The sequence below is a fragment of the Shewanella vesiculosa genome (assembly GCF_009994065.1).
Taxonomy (GTDB): Bacteria; Pseudomonadota; Gammaproteobacteria; order Enterobacterales; family Shewanellaceae; genus Shewanella; species Shewanella vesiculosa.
In genome coordinates this window covers 463,747-484,194 of the sequence record NZ_JAACSD010000006.1, presented here as the reverse complement: position 1 = coordinate 484,194, position 20,448 = coordinate 463,747, and the positions used below count along the sequence as shown (strand labels likewise).

The following is a 20,448-nucleotide window of genomic DNA, read 5'->3' as shown; positions in this document are numbered from 1 at the left end:
AAATAATTCCATTCCATATACCTCGAACACTTATAGATGCACCAAACAGTACAACAAGGTAAAATAATGGCCCTTTGGTGTAGTGAGTGTGTTTTTGATGTCTGTTAACGACCCGTGTTTTATTTCTTTCAATGATGCAATGGCTTTCAATAACACGCTTGCCGAACAAGGATTGCCTAACTCTTTCACCTTCCCGTTTTATTATCAACCTCATCCAATATGTTTACTGGCAGCAAAGCAGTTGCAGCAGGAGTGGCTTGAGGCGAATCCCTGGGGACATAATTTTGGCTTAGACAGCGAAAATGATCGCGGCATGGTGATTGGTAAAATGTTTGGTGTATTAGTGGTTAAGAATGCACACGGGCAACTTGGTTTTTTAGCGGCTTTTTCGGGTAAGTTAGCCGACAACAATATCTTGCCGCCTTTTGTGCCACCAGTGTTTGATATGCTGACCCAAGACAGTTTCTTTAGCGCTGAAAATAAACAGATTAACCACATTAATCTGTCGATTAGTCAGCAAGAAGCAAATCCATTGCTGGCAACATTAACCGCGACGTTAGTTGCGCAACAACACCAAGCGGAAAGTGAACTAGAGCAGCAACGTAACGCAATAGTTGAAGGCCGCAAGCTGCGTAAGCTACAACGTGAGCAAGCAGATGATGCATTAGCGCAAGCAAGCATCAGTGACGACACCCATAGAACATTGTCTATCGAGTTAAGCCGTCAAAGTGTGCAGCAAAAGCATCAGCTAAATGCGTTAAAGCAACAGTGGCAGACTCAAGTTGAAGCCACTAAAGTGGCATTAGATACGCTTCAATTGCAAATCAAACAGCTTAAACGTCAGCGCAAACAACTTTCAAATGGATTGCAAAAAAAGCTGTTTGCTCAATATCAGTTTTTAAATGTCTTAGGTGAAGCACGAGATTTAAACGATATTTTCAATGATGCACCTAATCATTTACCACCAGCAGGTGCAGGCGAATGTGCGGCACCTAAGTTACTGCAATACGCATTTACACATCAATTTACTCCAATTGCGATGGCAGAGTTTTGGTGGGGCTCATCGCCAAAATCTGAGATAAAACAGCATAAAAACTACTACCCGGCTTGTCACGGAAAATGCCGACCTATTCTGACTCACATGCTAAAAGGCATGCAAGTGGATGACGATCCACTGTTGATTAATCCGGGTAAAGATCAGCACATTGATATTATTTATCAAGATGATGCGATGGTGATTATTAACAAGCCTGCTGAATTGTTATCGGTACCGGGTAAAAATATCACCGACTCGGTGTTTAGTCGTATGCAGCAGCTATTTCCCACTGCGACAGGGCCGCTGATTGTTCATCGCTTAGACATGTCGACCTCAGGCCTAATGGTGATTGCACTCACCAAAGAAGCTAACAAAGCTCTACAACAGCAGTTTATTCAACGCAGCGTCACTAAACGTTATATCGCGCTAATTGAGGGTGTACCAAGTCAAGATGAGGGCGATATTAGTTTGCCATTGCGGGTGGATTTGGACGATCGTCCGAAGCAGTTAGTGTGTTATGAGCATGGCAAACATGCCGAGACGCATTGGCAAGTTTATCAACGTCAAAGACAGCGCACTTTAGTATATTTGTACCCTAAAACCGGGCGAACCCATCAATTACGCATGCATTGTGCCCATCACGATGGTTTGCACATGCCAATAGTCGGTGATGATTTATACGGCATCGCCACCAACCGTTTGCATTTACACGCCCAATATTTAGCGCTTACTCATCCACTGACTGGCGAAGATTTAGTGTTTGAAACGAAAGCCGATTTTGAATAATCATCATATAAAAATAGAGACAGCATCAGTAAAAGTATCTAAAGACACTTTTACTGATCGACTCAAACACTCTGAGTGTTAAGTAATTAGTTGCTTTAATACTACAACTTAAAGCTACTGACCTCTTGTTGAAGTGATGCAGCTAAATGAGCCAATTTCTGTGCTTGTGTCATTGAGGTTTTCGCTTCAATTGACAAGTTTTCCGATACTTCGCGAATAGATTCCGTATTACGGTTTATCTCACTTGTCACTGAGGTTTGTTCTTCTGCTGCCGTGGCAATTTGACTCGCCATATCTGAAATCTCATTAATCGCTTTAGTGATCTGCAATAAACTCTCACTAGCCGAATTAGCATCCGATACGCTGGTTTCTGCCATTTCACGACTTTGTGTCATTGACTTAACAGCTTTTTCCGCCGTTTTTTGTAGGGTCTCAATTGTAGCTTGAATTTCTTGAGTCGATGAATGAGTACGTTGTGATAACACTCGAACTTCATCAGCCACTACAGCAAAACCTCGGCCTTGTTCTCCCGCACGAGCGGCTTCAATCGCAGCATTCAATGCCAACAAATTAGTTTGCTCGGAGATCCCGCTAATGGTTAACAGAATACTGTTAATTTTCTGTGAGTGTTCATTCAAGTCACCAATAATCTGCCCTGCTGTACTCACTTCTTTGGCTAGACTTCGTATTGATGCTTGGCTTTGCATTACCTGTTTTTGACCGTGGGTTGAAAGCTCTACCGCATCTTGTGCTATGTGTGCTGTATGTTCGGCATTGCTGGCAATCTCTTCGGTAGCACTGGCCATTTCAGTTACGGCTGTGGCGACCATAGTCACTTCATCTTGCTGAATGACAATACGATCGCTATTTTTAACCGCTGATGCACTGCTATCTGTCGCTTGATATTCTAATTGGCCTGCAATTTTATGCATCCGAGAAATCATCCCGTGAATACGTTCAGCAAATTGATTAAAACCAGACGCTAAGCGACCTATTTCATCATGACTGTTGGCGGTTTCAATACGCACGGTTAAATCACCTTCTCCTTCGGCAATATCGTTTAGAGCTTGGGCAACACGTTCAAGATCTTTAAATTGAATTTTAAAAATAACGGTAAGCATTAATCCGAAAAGAATAAGTAAAGTCGCCCCTATCGCTGACATCCACCAAGCGAGAACGGTAGCCGGTGACATAATTTGTTGCTTATCCATTACGAAAATTAATGCCCACTCTGTCGAAGGGATTGCCGCAACATACAAAAGCTTAGTTGTACCATCGAGCTCACGCTCTTCAATACTGTTGGCTTTGGACCTTTGTGCTAACCAACTATTAGTGAATTGTTCATCGACGCTACTGAGTTGTTTATTATTCAATTGACTATGTGGATGGCTGATAATCAGTCCGGTATAGTCAACCATTACAGCGTAACCATCACCCGGGACGTCTAAGCTCTGGACGGCATCGGTTAACTGAACAATGGTTAAGTTAGCGGCGGTAACACCAAACAATTTGCCATTAGCCATCACAGGTGCAGCAATCGTCACAACTTGCTTCTGTAAAGTAGTACTAATATAAGGCGCTGTCATAATCATACTGCCTGCGGCCTTAGCATCTATATACCAAGGTCTTACTCTTGGATCATAACCTGCGGTATTTAATGCAGGATCTTGACGGTACATGTTGCCTTGCTCATCGCCAAAATAAGTTAATGCAAAACCCACAGCGTTGTGAGCTTGGAGTAAAAAAGGCGTGATATTAACAGTTGGGTCAGCTTCAATGGTTTGTTTCAGGCTGGTGATGGCCTGCTTTCTATCTTGCATCCATTCGCCAATTCCTTGAGTAAAGGTCACTGCTAGTTGGTCTATTTCATCTTGGGTATTGGTTAATGCATTATTTCTAATAACATAACTAGATATGCTCACCAACACCACGATAGTGATCAGTACTGCAAAAAGACTGCTAAGAAGCAGACGTGTTTTTAGTGTCGATTGCATGAGCTCTTCCTTTATAATCCAAAGTTTTCCAGTGATACGACTTTATATCGGCAGCAAATGTCAAAACATGCGATCGTAAAACACTAAAAAATTAATCGTTGATTCGGATTTTACTCCTGGCCAGGACAATCATTGATTTAGCAGTCAATCATTTAGCATCACAACTTAACCTTAAACACATTCTGCTGCATGTACGCATTCCATCATGACCCAATAGAGCACTCTAATGATGAGTCATTTAAAATCTGAGTATAGCCGAACTAGAAATACAACAATAAGTTAACAATTTGATTTGTATCATACTCCCGAGTTAGTAATAAAACCTAAAATATAATTTCAGATCTTATGTCCCAGTTATCGCTCCATTAAGTCAACATTCGCGTAAATGTTATCCTTGCCATTAGCGCTGACAGTTGAGTTTGCCAAGCATGCGCTGTCACAATAGCCACGTTGGCGAGCAAGCTTATTCGATAAACGTTATAGAAGTTTATTGCTGAAAGTGACACTCGAGTTAATTTGATAACAGCGGGTTTATATTGAGCAGAAATACATGACGGATGACGAACATCGACTTCGTTCAGCGAGGATTAAGCAAGAAGGAAAAGTTCACAAAGGCTTGAGTAGAGCGAACCTTGTACGTTATTTCATTAAAAATATAGCGCTTAACTAACGGGTTAGCTTATCAATAAACTAACCCGTGTTGATGGCCAGTGTTATAACTCAAACAACACATCGGTGCGGATAATGTATTTAACCCCAGACAAAATAGGCTCTGAGCTATGAATGCAATGCAGCGGATGCATGCCATGTGGGAAACACAAGACACTTCCTGCTGGCGTTCGCACGTCAACTTGACGCATATTATCGCCATGTTTTGCTGGTAAACTTGGGTTGTCGGCATTAACTAAAAAGCGCGTGGCACCGCCTTCAAAGTCTTCTGTCAGTAAGATTAAAAATGTCAGCAGACTATAGCGATCGCCAAAAGCATCTCGCACTAACTGACCGTCTATAACTTGGCTTCCCGGCCACGAACCATCTGAATGCGGCTTAAAGAAATCACCCTGATTATAGCGATAAAAACGAAAGCGATTATTGAGTCCCAAGGCTGCTTTACCAGCAAAAATGCCCAAGTTATCATCCATAAGATGGTTAACTCTATTCCAAATAACTTGCTCTGTGGTGTTATCAACCACCCAGGTTAAACTGTCGTTATGGCGAACATTGCGTGGTAATGACACCGCGGCGTCGGGTAAAAAGCCCATCGACTCACTCACCGAAATTAGCCGTTTACACTCATCTGGCGTCAATACATTCAATAATTGAAACGCACCTGGCACTTCGGCTAACATTTTTTTACTCACGTTAGCACGCTCAGTTTCGGTCCACTTTGCCTCATTAAGCTCAGCCACATTAGCGTGATGATTAGCCCATGTCGGCAATGCCGGATGTTCAGCGCCGGGTTCTAGTGCCACCACAAAATAATCTGAATTTACTTTTGCTGTGTTCATGTTTTTATACCTTTAACCATAAAATGGGCTAGCAATGTTTAACTAAAAAAGTGTGAGAGTTATTGTTTAATAAACATTATTTACTAAAAAATAACTGCTTACGAATAAGTGTGGCTAACCGCAAAAATTAATAACTCATCACTCGCACTTGAGCAAATTGGCGATGCCCTGCTGCAGTGCCATGAAAACCAAAACCACTTTGCTTAGCTCCTACCCATGGCGCATTGCCAGAGCCAGCACCTTGATTAACCCCAACCATGCCAGCCTCAAGTTGTTCGGCAACGGCTTTAGCACCTTGGCCACCAAACACCACAGCAGCTAAACCATAGTGGCTGTTATTCGCGCGACTAATGGCTTCATCAATATCACTAAAACGGCTGATAGCCACTACAGGGCCAAAGGTTTCTTCACGTTCTAGCAGCATTTCAGGAGTAATATCTGTCACAACTGTAGGTTGAATAAACGGTAGTTCATAGTGATCACTACCTAATAAAATACTCGCGCCTTTGGCTGTAGCATCTTGTAACTGCTCAAGTACTTTTTGGTGCTGTGTAGGATTCACTATCGGGCCAATATTCACATTCGCAGCGTCCCATGCACCCACACGATAACGGCTGGCTAAGGCCACCACTTTTTGTTCAAACTCATCGGCAATTTGCTGGTCTACATATACTCGTTCAGTGGAAGTGCACATCTGCCCAGCGTTTTCAAACGAGCTTGCCACGGCAAAACGCACCGCGGCATCCATATTGGCACCGGCCATCACAATCATAGGATCGTTGCCGCCAAGCTCCATTACTAAACGTTTTAACCCCGATGCGGCATTAGCCATAATGTGTTTACCTGCAGCCATAGACCCGGTAAATGCCACCATATTAATGTCTGCAGCAACCAGTGCCTGGCCAAGGGCTTTATCACCTTGAACCACTTGCAGCACATGCTGTGGTAGCACCTTATTAAGGGTATTAATAAACAATTCGGCCACTAGCGGAGTTTGTTCAGACGGCTTTAATATCACACTGTTACCCGCTATAAGTGCTGGCATCAGTAAGTTATTGGCCATGGCTATCGGATAATTCCATGGCGAAATGACGGCTACAACACCCAAAGGACGGTATTGTAATTCAGTACGATTATCAACTTGCTCAGTGGCTAATGCATCGCCTATTTCACTGGCAAAATAGCCTGCATTTTGTAATGTACCGCCCACTTCATAGGTGGCACGGCGATAATCTTTGCCCATTTCTTGGCCAATGAGTGTTGCCAGTTCATCTTGCACTGCGTGTAATTGTTGATACGCTTTAACCACATACTGTTGCCGTTCAACTAATGGCAAACTTGCCCAAGCTTTTTGAGCAACTTGCGCATTGCTTATCACTATTGGCAACTGCTCGATGCTGGTTGTTTCTACGCTACCTACCGCTGTGGCTTCAATGTGTTCTCCGCCATCGACTTTATGATAACTCGCGGGATCGTAAGAGGTTAATACTGCCATGGAGAAACATTCCTTAATGGTACTAAAGTGACGCTAGTCTAATTGCTGTCTATTTTGATACAATGGAATACAAAAGCAACCAGTATACTTTTAGTAACCTAGGTTAGATTGATGAAAACTAAAATTGAAACAATGACTAACGGTCAAAAAAAAGTTATCAACGCTTGTGCTGAACCTTGCTCGGTCGAGCGTGGTATGCGGGTATTAGGTGGAAAATGGAAAGCATCGATATTATGGCACTTGCAAGATGGTCCAGTGCGATTTAATGATTTGTCGCGCATGTTAGGCGGGGCAAGTAAAAAAATGGTCGATCAACGCCTGAAAGAATTAGAAGCCCAAGGACTGGTGACTCGCCATGTGATTAGTGATCGTCCTATTGCTGTGTCTTATAGTATTACCGATCTTGGTCGCACGGCATTGGATATTTTAGAGCGCTTAAAAGAGTGGGCAGATGAGTATATTGTTTAGCAAAGTACTCTGGGCTAGATCTCCACAAAGATTAATTAGCTAACGACTCAACAGCTTAATTGTCACAAAATAATAACAATATGTTAGGCTTGTCACTATTACGGAGATGAAATGCATGGAAGCCTTAATCTAAGGTGCTGTTATTTATGTTGCGTTACTTATCTGTGGCGATTTTCATCATTACATTTTTCAATTCGCCGATTTCAAATGCCAGACCAGCCATCACTTTTTACACCGAAAGCTATCCTCCATTTCAGTCGCTAAATTCTCATGGAGAATTGGTTGGCTTTTCGATTGATGTGTTACATGCTACCCAGCAATACCTTGATTTTGATATTAATATTCAAATCATGCCTTGGAGCCGAGCATATAAAAATGCCGCAAAAAATCCTGATACATTTATTTTTTCGATAGGAAAATCCGAAAAACGTTTACAACAGTTTAAATGGATAGGTGATTTTCACACGGTGCGAAATGTTATTTACAAAAAGACCTCTCGAGCTGACATCAATATCGTTAACAAACAAGATATTAATCAATACACGCTGGCGTTACCAAGAAGCGACATTTCACTAGAGAGTCTCAACATTCAGCATGAACACCCAAATGTCTATTTGGTTGCAAACCAAACTAAAGCCCTAAAAATGCTTTATTATGATCGAGTGGATTTAGTCAATAATAATGATATCGGCCTATCCGGCTCAATAAAGGCATTGGGGCTTAAACGGTCTGATTTCACCATTGCGTATGTTATTAATAACATCGAGCTAGGTATAGCAACCCATAAAGATACTCGGGTTGAATTACTCGAAATGATGCGACATGCATTTGATACGGTTAAACAAAATGGCCAGTTCGAGCTTATTGTAAAAAAGTGGTTTCCTGTACGAATATCACCACAAGCAGCAACTCAGATCGCGGGACCAATAACGGTTGAGCCTGATAATCATAGTCAAACCACGATTGAACCACTTTCGCTTTAATAGGCTCATGTCGCTGAAACCAGTATATGGGTTCAGCGACAACATCAATGATTAATAATCGAACCCTAACTGCGCTTTAATGCCATCATTAAACGCATGTTTTATCGGAACAATTTCACTTACGGTATCAGCTAACTCAATAATGTCACGATGACAAGCGCGGCCAGTGATAATCACATGTTGCATCGCTGGGCGATTTCTTAACGCCGTTAATACTCGCTCAAGTTCGATATAGTGATAACTGACCATGTAAGTTAATTCATCTAACAACACCATGTTGATCGATTCATCTTTAAGGAGTTTTTCAGCTTCGAGCCAAGCTTCCATGGCAGCTTGGGTGTCTTTTTCTTTGTCTTGAGTTTCCCAAGTAAAGCCGGTGCCCATGACATGAAATGGTACACCTGCACCTTCGAGTAAATTACGCTCACCACAAGCCCAAGTGCCTTTAATAAATTGCACTACCGCGGCTTTATGACCATGACCCACAGCGCGCGTCACAGAGCCAAAACCAGAGGTTGATTTGCCTTTACCATTACCGGTTAACACTAATAAAATGCCTTTCTCATCTTGAGCAGCAGCAATTTTGGCATCAACACCCACTTTAACTTTCTGTTGGCGGGCTTTATGACGTTCAGCTTTGTTTGCATCAATAGTGCTAGCTTGTTCATTATCGTGGTTATCAGTTGTCATGAGATTATTCCTTTCAATGTGTTCATGTCCAAATGCGCTTCGAGTACGTCGGCAAGACGATTTAGTTGCTGCTCGCGGATCTGGTTAATATCAATAGCATGGCGACTCTCTAAGCCGGCCCACTGCAAAATAAGTTGGCATGCAGCGGGATGATCGAATAATCCATGCACGTAAGTCGCTAAAATTTGTTGGTCATTGCTCACCATGCCATCAAGCTTAGTAACTGGTATGGGCTGATCGGCATATTGTTCAATCGATAACGGCTGAGTTATATTCTCTGTAAGTGAAGACTCACCACAATGGATCTCATAACCACTAAACTCTACCTGCTGGCCTTGTAAACGTAAGTGACCCCTTACTTGAGTTAAGGTTTTACTAGCAGTTAGTACGGTAGTAATCGGTAATAAGCCCAATCCGTCACTGCAACCAACGTTATCTTCAATACCTAAGGGATCATCAATCCACTCACCGAGCATTTGGTAACCGCCACAAATCCCGATGACTTTACCGCCGTAACGTAAATGCTTTTTCAGGGCGAGATCCCAACCCTGCTCGCGCACAAAAGCTAAATCTGCACGCACATTTTTACTGCCAGGCAATATGACTAAATCCGCGGCTGGCCACTCAGATGCTTGAGCCATGCTCTGTATAGTCACATAATGAAAATCAATATGCGGGTGTAAACGCAGTGGATCAAAGTCGGTATGATTACTGATCCTTGGATACACTAATACCAACACAGACAAACGCTGACTGGCAGATAATGGAGTCGATAACGTGCTTTGAGGGTTATCAATTAATGCATCTTCAGCGTCTAAATGCAGGTCGTGTAAATAAGGTAATACGCCTAATACTGGTTTTTGAGTATAAGCTTCAAGCCAGTCGATACCAGACTGCAACAAGCTGATGTCACCGCGAAAACGATTAATCACAAAGCCTTTTACCCGTGCTTGCTCAGACGGGCTTAATAATGCCAACGTACCAACTAAATGGGCGAACACACCACCTTTGTCAATATCGGCAATAATGATTACTGGGCAATCAGCCTCCTCAGCAAAGCCCATATTGGCAATATCACCTTGGCGTAAATTTATTTCGGCCGGGCTACCCGCACCTTCAGTCACCACCAAGGAATATTGCTGCTGCAGGCGAGTGTAAGATTGCATTACCGCCGCTAATGCCATGGTTTTATAACCTTGGCTCTGAGGTCCGAAAAAGGCCTTAGCTTCTAATGTAGACAAGGCTTTACCGTGAATAATCACTTGCGCGCTCGTATCTGAGCTGGGCTTTAATAACACCGGATTAAAATCGGTATGAGGCGCTAAACCACAAGCAATAGCCTGCAGTGCTTGGGCGCGGCCAATTTCACCACCATCAAGGGTTACGGCGCTGTTTAACGCCATATTTTGCGGCTTAAACGGAGCAACGCTCACGCCTTGACGGGCAAATAAACGACACAGCCCCGCCACTAAGGTGCTTTTACCCGCATCGGAAGTAGTGCCTTGCACCATTAATGCGCCGCAAAGGGGGTCACCTGTTACAGGTGTGGAATGAACTAATGACATTATGCTTTTAAGGGCAATGGCAGGCCTGCAACCACCAAAGTCACTTGGTCAGATATCGCTGCTACCGCTTGATTTAACCAACCAGCTTCATCAACAAAACGGCGGTTGAGCTCGCCCATAGGCACAATACCCGAACCGACTTCATTGCTAACTAACACCACTTCACTTTGCAATGCAGACAAACTGTCGAGCAATAATGACTTTTGCATGGCCCACGAAGCGCCATCATCTAGTAGTAAATGATTGGTAAGTAATAAGGTTAGGCAATCGAGCAAGATCACTTGCTGGGGTTTATCGATTGCCACTAAGGTTTGGGCAATATCATAAGCTTGTTCGTGCAGTATCCAGCCATGGGGGCTGGATACTCTATCTTGTTGGTGTTGGTGAATACGTTGCGACATTTCTGTGTCTAACGCGGTCGCGGTTGCTAAATACACGCATTGATAACCAATCGCGGCGTATTCAGCAACGCATTGCTCAGCAAAGCGACTCTTACCACTGCGCGCACCACCTAACACCAAATGAATCATTAGCTTAACCCAACCGCTAAAATAACTAAGTAACAACATACTTCGCTGATTTGTTGCGCTGCCCCTAACGTATCACCGGTGTAGCCACCAATCTGTTTTCGGAAAAAGCCACCAAGCAAAATACGCACTAACCACAAGGTAATAAACAACACAAATGCCGCCACGCCGTTAAGCCATAACAACACAAAAATACCGCTAGCAATCAAAATAAATAAATCGTTTAACTGTTGGTTTTCTGCAATAGGCTTAGATTTGCTGCTATCGTCATCGCGAACATATTGTTCACTAAAAATTAAGCTAGAAGCCACCACTCGACTTAAGGTATGGCCTGCTACCAGAGCGCTTACCGCAGCCATAGGGCTGTATAATGCTAGCTCGACTAACAGTTGCCATTTCAGTAATAACACTAACCCCAAGGCTAAAGCACCATAACTGCCTAAGCGCGAATCTTTCATAATCCGCAGCTTATCTTCTACTGTCCAACCACCACCAAAGCCATCAGCGGTGTCGGCTAAGCCGTCTTCATGAAACCCACCTGTCACCAACACACCGGCCACCATCGCCAGTAGAATGGCAATGCTCGCCGGTAAAATTAATTGTGCTAACCAAAATACCAACGCACAAATCAAACCTATCATTAAACCGACCAAACCAAAATAACGACTGGCCTGATTCAGTTTATCGCGATCAATCACCACCCATGATGGAACGGGGATCCGAGTAAAAAAACTCATTGCCACAAAAAACAAATTTAACTGCCGCAACCACTTTATCTCGCCAGACATGTTGTACCCTTAAACGACATTATGAACGCCAGCATCATCGAAACTGGCCATTTGATTGTAAAAATGCACCGCGGCTTGAATTAACGGCAAGGCTAATGCAGCGCCTGTGCCTTCTCCAAGTCTTAATCCCAGCGACAACAAAGGTGTTGCTTGTAGCTGTTGTAACAAAAGCTTGTGTCCTTGCTCTTGCGACTCGTGAGCAAAGATTAAATAGTCTCTTGATTGTGGGGATAATTTTACCGCAACTAATGCTGCAGCAGTAGCGATAAAACCATCAATGACCACTAATATTTTTTGCTCTGCGGCTGCTAAAATAGCCCCAGTCATTTGCACGATTTCAAAGCCCCCCACATGAGCTAAAATAGCCTCTGGAGACACTAAAGCAGGCTGATGCAATGCCAGAGCTTGATTAATTAATTGTGTTTTGGTGACTAAGGTTGCATCGTCAATGCCCGTGCCTCGACCAACACATTGCTCAACATCAATATTAAGCATTGCTGACATTACCGCCGTCGCGGCAGACGTATTACCTATGCCCATTTCACCTAAGGCAATCAGATTACAGCCTCCAGCAACATGACGCATAACCAGCTGGCGAGCTAACTCAAACCCTTGGGCGACTTTTTCAAGCCCCATAGCAGCACACAAATGCATAGCGTGAGTACCGGCGCCTAAGCGCTGATCGATAACGCTCGTTTGCCCTGTCAGCGGTTGTAATATGCCGCAATCAATAATTTCAAGTTCAAAGCCGACCTGGCGACAAAACACGTTAATTGCCGCGCCGCCTTGAACAAAGTTATGCACCATTTGAGTCGTCACTTCGCTTGGCGCAATCGACACGCCATAAGCGGCAATACCATGGTCGGCAGCAAACACTAACATAGTTGGCTTAGTGATTTGCAGCTGTGAACTTAATCGCTGCTGATTGCCATTATATTGCACCCGAGCAACCTGTAATGCCAACGATTCTAGTTGACCTAAAGCCCCTAGCGGTTTGGTTTTTTGATTAATCTTATGCTGGATGATGTCATCAACATCTGGATTAACGGCTTCTATAACAAACATTTCAACTCCAACAACTTGGGCTAATAAATTTCAACATGATGCGCATAGCAATTCTTATAAAAGTTCTTATACCTGTGTCTAAATAATTAGCGCCGTTGGCGTAAAATAAACAAGAAAAACACACTGCCTAACGCTGCTGTAATAATACCAACGGGCAATTCTTGATTAAATAAAACACATCGCGCTATCACATCAATCCACACCATAAATAAGCCACCCAACATCGCGGTTAAGATCATCGGCTGACGCCCAGAAAACAATAACCTAACCGTGTGCGGGATCATTAAACCGACAAAACCAATGCCACCACACGTTGCCACTAGCATTGCCGTAATAAGCGAACACAGTAACAACATACTCAAACGCAATTTAGCGACATTAATTCCTAAGGTATGCGCGGTTTCATCTCCCGCTTGTAACGCCATAATTTGTCGTCTAAAGGTCAACATAATTAATAAACTAACCCCTACCGTTACACTCGGTAACAGTAAGTTAGACCAACTGGCTTTGGCAAAACTGCCTAAACTCCAAAACAGCACTGACGCCGCAGCCTGTGGGGTCGAAAAATACAACAACAAACTGGTCAATGCACCAAACAGAAACGAGGTCGCCACACCGGATAACAACATACGTTCAACTTGGCTACTTCGACCAGGTCCCGACAACATAAACACCACCAACACAGATAAACTGGCGCCGATGAATGCTCCTATCGGAATACTTAATGTCGACCAAGACCACCAAGGTTGTGCGGTAAAGTTTGGCGCTAGGGTAAATACCCCTGAAAACATCTCGGCAAACAAACCCGTTTGACTGAATAACGACACCACCAACACCGCACCAAATGACGCCCCAGAGCTAATGCCAAACAAATACGGGTCAGCTAAAGGATTGCGGGTCACGGTTTGTAATACACTGCCCGCTATAGACAAACCAGCGCCAGCGACAAAGGCCAATAAAATTCTCGGTAAGCGTAATTCAAGCACAATACGTTGGGTTATCTTAACTGCATGATCACTGCCATCAATCGCACTCGGCATGTCGCCGCCTAATAAGGTATTAAATATCATTAATACGTCATTTAGATGAATATTGGCCGCCCCAAAACTGGCGGCAAAAATCGGGGTAAGCAGTGTAACCACAACCAACAAGCTGAAGTAAACATAATAGCGACGTTGGGATGCATCAATCATGATCAGGGCCCACTTTGTGGCTGGGTTGGTAACCATAAAAATAACTAATCAGGGGTTTTGCGTGTTGTGGATGAACATTAATGTCGCAGCACACACCGAACACATCACTAATTTGTCGCTCGGTCAGCACTTCAGTTGGAGTGCCTTTAGCAATTAACTGTCCGTGATCGAGTAGTAATAATTTATCGCACATCGCGCTGGCTAAATTTAGATCATGTATCGATGCGATAACACTAATGCCTAATGATTTAACCAGTTCAAGAATTTGAATTTGATAACGAATATCTAAATGATTAGTGGGTTCATCTAAAATAAGAATATGCGGTTGTTGCACGATAGCGCGGGCAATAAGTGCACGCTGTTTTTCACCACCAGATAACAGTTCATACTGTTGCAGTGCTTGTTGCTGCAAGCCCACTTTGGCTAATGCGCTTAATACACGCTCACGGTCTTGGACGGTATTAGGATCAAACAAACCTTTATGCGGCGTTAACCCCATGGTCACTAACTGCTCGGTGGTCATGTCAAAATAATGCGGCGTATCTTGTTGTACCACCGCAATATTTTGCGCTAGCAACTTAGATGAAAACTCACTGATGGGTTTGGAAAAAATCGCAATATCGCCGCTCGTGGGCACAATGTAACGATACAGGCAACGTAACAAACTTGACTTACCCGCGCCATTTGGGCCAATTAAGCCTAGCATTTGGCCTTTAGGCAGACTGAAATGAATGTCAACCAAAATCATTTTATTATCGACTTGCCAAAAAAGATGATTTACATCTAATACAGACTCAGACATGCAAGTAACCTCGCCATGTCCAATTAATTAACACATACATCGATTTAATCACTCCACTAAGTCACCCGCTTAGGTATGGATAATGAGGCGATTCAAAGCTGGTATCTGACTTATGCACCAATACTTAATTGATCCATTTACAGTTGCGGGTACAGTTTGGGCTTATCCCAATTCCCAATACCTTGAAAGGCACTACTTTTTAAACTATCGTGTTGAAGATAATCATCTTAACGACATGATGTTAATACAATAAATAGTAAGCTAGTCATTTTAACACCATGATATTGAGACTATAACGACAATGACAGTAACGCCATAACACGACTCTGGTGGTTCTCAAGTCTTAGGCCAATGTAAGGTAAAACTCACTTTAGCGGCTTTAGTATCTTTTATTGGCGGCTGAAAACGATCAATATTATCAACATCGTCAGGCCAATACACATCGAGCACCATAATAGCAGCATAGGGGATCGCAAGGTTAGCGAATAATCCGCTACATTGGCCAGTATTGAGTACATATCCGACTAAACAGCGCATTACGCCACCATGAGTCACCACTAACGCATGGGGACAATCGTCACCATTAGGCTTTTGTTGAGCACTATCGGTCTGCGCAAAAGAGCTCCAAAGAGCATCAACAACGGTCATTAAGCCAGCTTCCACTCGTGCGGCAAAATCGGTTACCGACTCAGCCTTGTCTGGTGTATTTTGTGCCAGCCAAGGGTTATCCCAATAAGCATTAAATTGTTGTGGGTTTTGCAGATAAATAGCATCAAATGATTGCCCATCCCAGACACCAAAATCAATTTCTTGTAGTGAAGATAAAGTGGTTAACGGTAACGATAGTTGCTGTGCTAAAGCTTGACTAAATAACTGACAACGCAACAACGGCGAACTAAATACATGACTAATCGGATATTGCTGCTCGATAAAAGCTTGCTGCATTTGCGTCATACCAATATCGGTAAGCTTCACATCGGTGCGGCCGCGGAATATCCCTCCACCTTCACACTCACCATGGCGCATTAATATTATCTTGGCTCGCTTCATTGACATAAACCTCAGTTAGAGAGTCATAAACATTTATCAAACAGTGCCTTGCACTGCTAACACAGAGCAAATGTCCCCTCAATTTAATTAACTATTCTGATGTTAACTTGCTTATCCAGCTATCGAGTAAATCAAATTAAATCAAATTGCGCCTCATTGAGCTTAAATCAGCCTTGCTCTAGCGGTAAAAATTCGCGTACTATGGACGTCTATACGTTTATATGTCCAAAATACTATCTTAACAGGTCAGCATATAAAAGGTCATCATTATGAGCAATAGCTCTGATCTACACTAGCAACCAAAAATTGCCTGTAGTAGCTGTAATAAACAATGATGTTATCGCCCTACTCTGGTAAAAATAAGGGTATGCTTATCTCAATTAAGGTATCAAGCAACATAGTGATAAAAAGGTAACTGTTATGGCGAAATCGACTTCTTACAGTCAAACACTTGAACAACTTAATGTATTGTTAGCGCAGCGTATTGTGATTTTAGATGGCGCAATGGGCACCATGATCCAAGACTATAAGTTGGAAGAAGAAGATTATCGTGGCGAGCGTTTTAAAGATTGGCATTGCGATGTTAAAGGCAACAATGACTTATTAGTACTCAGCCAAGCGCAAATTATTAAAGATATTCATACCCAGTACCTGTTAAACGGTGCCGACATTATTGAAACCAACACCTTTAATGCCACCACCATCGCCATGGCCGATTACGATATGCAGTCTCTGGCCGCCGAAATTAACCTAGCCGGAGCCCAAATTGCCCGCCAAGCAGCCGACGAAGTGGCTGCGCAAACGGGTTTGCCACGTTATGTTGCTGGCGTATTAGGCCCAACTAACCGCACCTGCTCTATCAGTCCAGACGTTAACGACCCTGGGTTTCGTAATGTCAGTTTCGACCAATTAGTCGACGCTTATGTCGAATCCACCAGCGCCTTAATTGAAGGCGGCGCCGATATCATTTTAGTTGAAACCATTTTTGATACCTTAAACGCCAAAGCTGCTCTATTTGCGATTGAAAAAGTATTCGATCAACTCGGCGATCGCCTACCCGTTATGATCTCAGGCACCATTACGGACGCCTCAGGCCGAACCTTAACTGGGCAAACCACAGAAGCCTTTTATAACTCTTTACGCCATATCAAGCCGTTATCGATTGGCCTTAACTGTGCCCTTGGTCCTAAAGAGCTGCGCCCATACGTTGAAGAATTATCGCGTATTGCCGAGTGTTATGTTTCCGCCCACCCAAATGCTGGCTTACCCAACGAATTTGGTGGCTACGATGAAACCCCAGAAGAAATGGCCGAAGTCATTAATCAATGGGCTCAAGAAGGCATGCTCAACATTGTCGGCGGCTGTTGTGGTAGTACACCCGCTCATATCAGCGCCATTCGTGAAGCGGTACTCAGACACGAACCCAGACAGATCCCAGATCTGCCCGTGGCTTGTCGTTTATCGGGCCTAGAGCCTTTGACCATAGATAAAAATTCGTTATTTGTTAACGTCGGCGAGCGCGCCAACGTGACCGGCTCAGCTAAGTTTTTACGCTTAATTAAAGAAGAAAAGTTTGAAGAAGCCTTAGATGTTGTGCGTGAGCAGGTTGAAAATGGCGCACAAATTATCGACGTCAACATGGACGAAGGTATGCTCGATGGCGTCGCATCAATGGCAAAGTTTTTAAACTTAATCGCCTCTGAGCCCGACATCTCTCGCGTGCCAATCATGATTGACTCATCAAAATGGGAAGTGATTGAAGCCGGTCTTAAATGCGTCCAAGGCAAGTCGATTGTTAACTCGATTTCGATGAAAGAAGGTGAAGCCAAATTTATCGAACAAGCCACCTTAGTCAAACGCTATGGTGCTGCTGCCATTGTAATGGCCTTTGACGAAGACGGCCAAGCTGACACTCGTGAACGTAAAACTCAAATCTGTACTCGTGCTTATCGCATTTTGGTCGATATTGTCGGCTTTCCTCCAGAAGATATTATTTTTGATCCCAACATCTTCGCTATTGCCACCGGTATTGATGAACACGACAATTATGCTGTCGACTTTATCGAAGCCATTAAAGACATCAAAGCCACCTTGCCACACGCGATGATCTCCGGCGGTGTGTCTAACGTGTCATTCTCATTCCGCGGTAACAACCCAGTGCGCGAAGCCATTCACGCGGTGTTTTTATACCATGCCATTCAAGCGGGTATGGACATGGGTATTGTTAACGCAGGTCAGTTAGCCATATACGATGATATTGACCCAGAGCTAAAAAAACGGGTTGAAAACGTAGTTCAAAACTTAACTTGCCCTGTAGCCGACTCAAGTAACACTGAACAACTGCTCGACATCGCTGAAAGCTTTAGAGGCGATGGCTCACAAGTGGCTAAAAAAGAAGATTTAGCCTGGCGCAGTTGGCCAGTATCGCAGCGTTTGTCGCATGCATTGGTTAAAGGTATTACTGAATTTATTGACGAAGACACTGAAGCTGCCCGCCAAGAAGCTGTGCGTCCACTGGACGTGATTGAAGGGCCATTAATGGACGGCATGAACGTGGTCGGCGACTTATTTGGCGCAGGCAAAATGTTCTTACCACAAGTAGTTAAATCGGCTCGGGTAATGAAAAAAGCCGTCGCTTACCTTAATCCTTATATCGAATTGGAAAAGGTTGCTGGCCAGTCAAACGGGCGAATTTTAATGGTCACCGTAAAAGGTGATGTGCATGACATAGGTAAAAATATCGTCGGTGTGGTTCTCGCCTGCAACGGCTACGAAGTGGTCGATCTTGGGGTAATGGTATCGGTCGATAAAATTCTCGATGCAGTAAAAGAGCATAATATCGACATCATCGGCATGTCAGGTTTAATCACTCCAAGTTTAGATGAAATGGTGCACAACGTGAAAACCTTCCACCGTGAAGGCTTAACCATCCCTGCAATTATCGGTGGTGCAACCTGCTCTAAAATTCATACCGCAGTAAAAATAGCACCGCATTATCCACATGGCGCCATTTACATTGCCGATGCATCTCGTGCTGTGCCTATGGTGTCAAAACTGATTAATAACGCCACTCGCCAGGCTACCATCGACGAGGCTTACGCCGAATACGACATGATGCGTGAAAAACGTTTGTCGCAAACTAAGCGTAAAACCATCGTATCGATTGAAGCGGCGCGTGATAATCGTTGTCAACACGACTGGGAAAACTACACCCCGTTTACGCCTAATGTATTAGGCCGCCAAGTATTTGATGACTACCCGCTAGAAGACCTAGTCGAACGTATCGACTGGACGCCGTTCTTTAGAAGCTGGGAACTGCACGGTCATTACCCTGAAATTTTAAAAGACAAAGTCGTTGGTGAAGAAGCAGTTAAATTATTTGCCGATGGCCAAGCCATGTTGAAGCAAATTATTGCTGAAAAGTGGCTTACCGCCAAAGCAGTAATCGGTTTATTCCCAGCCAATACCGTTAATCACGACGACATTGAGCTTTACACTGATGAAAGCCGCAGCACATTAGAAATGACCACCCATCATTTGCGGATGCAGCTTGAGCGCGTGGGTAACGACAACTTCTGTTTATCTGACTTTGTTGCACCAAAAGATTCAGGCGTTGCTGACTATATGGGCGGTTTTGCGGTGACGACAGGGCACGGTATTGATGAACATGTTGCCCGTTTTGAAGCCAATCACGATGACTACAATGCGATTATGCTCAAATGTTTAGCAGACCGTTTAGCCGAAGCCTTTGCCGAGCGCATGCACGAACGTGTTCGTAAAGAATTTTGGGGTTATGCCGCGGATGAAGTGCTCGATAACGAAGCGTTAATTCGCGAACGTTATAAAGGCATTCGTCCTGCGCCAGGTTACCCAGCATGCCCAGACCACACTGAAAAAGGTTTGTTGTGGGATTTGCTCAAACCCGATGAGACTATCGATTTAAATATTACCGAAAGCTTTGCCATGTACCCAACAGCTGCAGTTTCAGGCTGGTACTTTGCCCATCCCAAATCACGCTATTTTGGCGTAACTAATATTGGTAAAGATCAGGTAGAAGACTACGCTAAGCGTAAAGGCATGACCTTGGAAGAGACAGAGAAGTGGCTAGCGCCAGTATTGGACTATGACCCGGAGTAGACTGCCACAGAATAGAGAGTGACCGAGAGTAAAGAGTAATTCTGATTAGAGTGACCTTGAATAGATAATGATCCTGAGTAATTAGGATCATTAATTCTTTTGCAGCCTAATAACCGAGGGAATCGCCAGGTCCCACCCTTACACAGGTCAAATCAAACGTCGTTCCGGCAATGCTTTTGAGCCGGAATCCAGCCCTTTGTTTTATTAAATTCTACGGCCTGTGGCTACCGAGGTCGAGGCGCTTCACAAATAGCAAATTAACATCGTAAGGTTCCCCCTTGCATAGGTCGAAAAGGGCTCAATGGTCCCCCCCCTCTTTTCTATTTACAGAAGAATTCCCCCCTGTCGTTCCGGCAACATT

Annotated in this window: 15 protein-coding genes and 1 riboswitch; of the genes, 4 read left to right on the top strand and 11 right to left on the bottom strand. The window is 43.8% G+C overall.

The genetic code is table 11. The annotated features are described in order from the left end of the window. Window positions 1–97: 97 nt before the first annotated feature. Window positions 98–1,822, top strand: a complete 1,725-nt coding sequence (locus tag GW828_RS08080; protein ID WP_273059254.1) for an RluA family pseudouridine synthase — start codon at window positions 98–100, stop codon at window positions 1,820–1,822. Window positions 1,823–1,923: 101 nt separating this feature from the next. Here the strand turns inward: GW828_RS08080 and GW828_RS08075 are convergent, their stop codons facing one another. From GW828_RS08075 to GW828_RS08065, 3 genes are all read right to left on the bottom strand, one after another. Then, entirely contained in the window at window positions 1,924–3,816 is a 1,893-nt protein-coding gene (locus tag GW828_RS08075) for a methyl-accepting chemotaxis protein (protein ID WP_124015614.1), read from the bottom strand. 713 nt (window positions 3,817–4,529) lie between these two features. Next, a complete protein-coding gene (locus GW828_RS08070; protein WP_273059256.1) occupies window positions 4,530–5,324 on the bottom strand; it encodes a prolyl hydroxylase family protein in 795 nt (264 codons plus the stop codon). 127 nt (window positions 5,325–5,451) lie between these two features. Beyond that, window positions 5,452–6,819, bottom strand: coding sequence for an aldehyde dehydrogenase family protein (locus GW828_RS08065; protein WP_273059258.1), 1,368 nt, complete (start codon window positions 6,817–6,819; stop codon window positions 5,452–5,454). 111 nt (window positions 6,820–6,930) lie between these two features. Between GW828_RS08065 and GW828_RS08060 the strand changes: the two genes are divergently transcribed. Then, a complete protein-coding gene (locus GW828_RS08060) occupies window positions 6,931–7,287 on the top strand; it encodes a winged helix-turn-helix transcriptional regulator (protein WP_124015612.1) in 357 nt (118 codons plus the stop codon). 146 nt (window positions 7,288–7,433) lie between these two features. Further along, on the top strand, window positions 7,434–8,270 hold the full coding sequence (locus tag GW828_RS08055; protein WP_273059261.1) for a substrate-binding periplasmic protein: 837 nt from the start codon (window positions 7,434–7,436) through the stop codon (window positions 8,268–8,270). Between the two features lie 51 nt (window positions 8,271–8,321). On the opposite strand, the gene cobO is transcribed toward GW828_RS08055, so the two are convergent. The 8 genes from cobO to GW828_RS08015 all read right to left on the bottom strand — a co-directional run bounded on the left by cobO (window position 8,322) and on the right by GW828_RS08015 (window position 15,950). Continuing rightward, a complete protein-coding gene (cobO, locus tag GW828_RS08050) occupies window positions 8,322–8,960 on the bottom strand; it encodes a cob(I)yrinic acid a,c-diamide adenosyltransferase (protein ID WP_124015610.1) in 639 nt (212 codons plus the stop codon). Then, entirely contained in the window at window positions 8,957–10,525 is a 1,569-nt protein-coding gene (locus tag GW828_RS08045) for a cobyric acid synthase (RefSeq protein WP_273059262.1), read from the bottom strand. Before GW828_RS08045 ends, cobO begins: the two co-directional genes overlap by 4 nt. After that, window positions 10,525–11,055, bottom strand: coding sequence for a bifunctional adenosylcobinamide kinase/adenosylcobinamide-phosphate guanylyltransferase (gene cobU, locus GW828_RS08040; RefSeq protein ID WP_182697458.1), 531 nt, complete (start codon window positions 11,053–11,055; stop codon window positions 10,525–10,527). Before cobU ends, GW828_RS08045 begins: the two co-directional genes overlap by 1 nt. Then, entirely contained in the window at window positions 11,055–11,840 is a 786-nt protein-coding gene (locus tag GW828_RS08035; protein WP_124015607.1) for an adenosylcobinamide-GDP ribazoletransferase, read from the bottom strand. The genes cobU and GW828_RS08035 overlap by 1 nt, the downstream gene beginning before the upstream one ends. Before the next feature lie 9 nt (window positions 11,841–11,849). After that, on the bottom strand, window positions 11,850–12,905 hold the full coding sequence (cobT, locus tag GW828_RS08030; RefSeq protein WP_273059264.1) for a nicotinate-nucleotide--dimethylbenzimidazole phosphoribosyltransferase: 1,056 nt from the start codon (window positions 12,903–12,905) through the stop codon (window positions 11,850–11,852). Between the two features lie 86 nt (window positions 12,906–12,991). Next, the gene (locus GW828_RS08025; protein ID WP_182754997.1) at window positions 12,992–14,098 is read right to left on the bottom strand and encodes a FecCD family ABC transporter permease; all 1,107 of its coding nucleotides are present in this window, start codon (window positions 14,096–14,098) and stop codon (window positions 12,992–12,994) included. Then, window positions 14,091–14,900 (bottom strand): ABC transporter ATP-binding protein, encoded by an 810-nt coding sequence (locus GW828_RS08020; RefSeq protein ID WP_273059267.1) that lies wholly within the window; start codon window positions 14,898–14,900, stop codon window positions 14,091–14,093. Before GW828_RS08020 ends, GW828_RS08025 begins: the two co-directional genes overlap by 8 nt. A 79-nt stretch (window positions 14,901–14,979) precedes the next feature. After that, window positions 14,980–15,100, bottom strand: a riboswitch (cobalamin riboswitch). 136 nt (window positions 15,101–15,236) lie between these two features. Beyond that, window positions 15,237–15,950 (bottom strand): histidine phosphatase family protein, encoded by a 714-nt coding sequence (locus GW828_RS08015; RefSeq protein ID WP_273059269.1) that lies wholly within the window; start codon window positions 15,948–15,950, stop codon window positions 15,237–15,239. Between the two features lie 420 nt (window positions 15,951–16,370). On the opposite strand from GW828_RS08015, the gene metH reads away from it, so the two are divergent. Beyond that, window positions 16,371–20,087, top strand: a complete 3,717-nt coding sequence (metH, locus tag GW828_RS08010) for a methionine synthase (RefSeq protein ID WP_273059271.1) — start codon at window positions 16,371–16,373, stop codon at window positions 20,085–20,087. Window positions 20,088–20,448: the final 361 nt, after the last annotated feature.

Bases quoted from the DNA above. Each gene is read 5' to 3' on its own strand.
- GW828_RS08080 (WP_273059254.1), top strand. From the start codon at position 98: ATGTCTGTTAACGACCCGTGTTTTATTTCTTTCAATGATGCAATGGCT.
- cobU (WP_182697458.1), bottom strand. From the start codon at position 11,055: ATGATTCATTTGGTGTTAGGTGGTGCGCGCAGTGGTAAGAGTCGCTTT.
- GW828_RS08075 (WP_124015614.1), bottom strand. From the start codon at position 3,816: ATGCAATCGACACTAAAAACACGTCTGCTTCTTAGCAGTCTTTTTGCA.
- GW828_RS08045 (WP_273059262.1), bottom strand. From the start codon at position 10,525: ATGTCATTAGTTCATTCCACACCTGTAACAGGTGACCCCCTTTGCGGC.
- metH (WP_273059271.1), top strand. From the start codon at position 16,371: ATGGCGAAATCGACTTCTTACAGTCAAACACTTGAACAACTTAATGTA.
- GW828_RS08025 (WP_182754997.1), bottom strand. From the start codon at position 14,098: ATGATTGATGCATCCCAACGTCGCTATTATGTTTACTTCAGCTTGTTG.
- GW828_RS08065 (WP_273059258.1), bottom strand. From the start codon at position 6,819: ATGGCAGTATTAACCTCTTACGATCCCGCGAGTTATCATAAAGTCGAT.
- cobO (WP_124015610.1), bottom strand. From the start codon at position 8,960: ATGACAACTGATAACCACGATAATGAACAAGCTAGCACTATTGATGCA.
- GW828_RS08020 (WP_273059267.1), bottom strand. From the start codon at position 14,900: ATGTCTGAGTCTGTATTAGATGTAAATCATCTTTTTTGGCAAGTCGAT.
- GW828_RS08055 (WP_273059261.1), top strand. From the start codon at position 7,434: ATGTTGCGTTACTTATCTGTGGCGATTTTCATCATTACATTTTTCAAT.
- GW828_RS08015 (WP_273059269.1), bottom strand. From the start codon at position 15,950: ATGAAGCGAGCCAAGATAATATTAATGCGCCATGGTGAGTGTGAAGGT.
- cobT (WP_273059264.1), bottom strand. From the start codon at position 12,905: ATGTTTGTTATAGAAGCCGTTAATCCAGATGTTGATGACATCATCCAG.
- GW828_RS08035 (WP_124015607.1), bottom strand. From the start codon at position 11,840: ATGTCTGGCGAGATAAAGTGGTTGCGGCAGTTAAATTTGTTTTTTGTG.
- GW828_RS08060 (WP_124015612.1), top strand. From the start codon at position 6,931: ATGAAAACTAAAATTGAAACAATGACTAACGGTCAAAAAAAAGTTATC.
- GW828_RS08070 (WP_273059256.1), bottom strand. From the start codon at position 5,324: ATGAACACAGCAAAAGTAAATTCAGATTATTTTGTGGTGGCACTAGAA.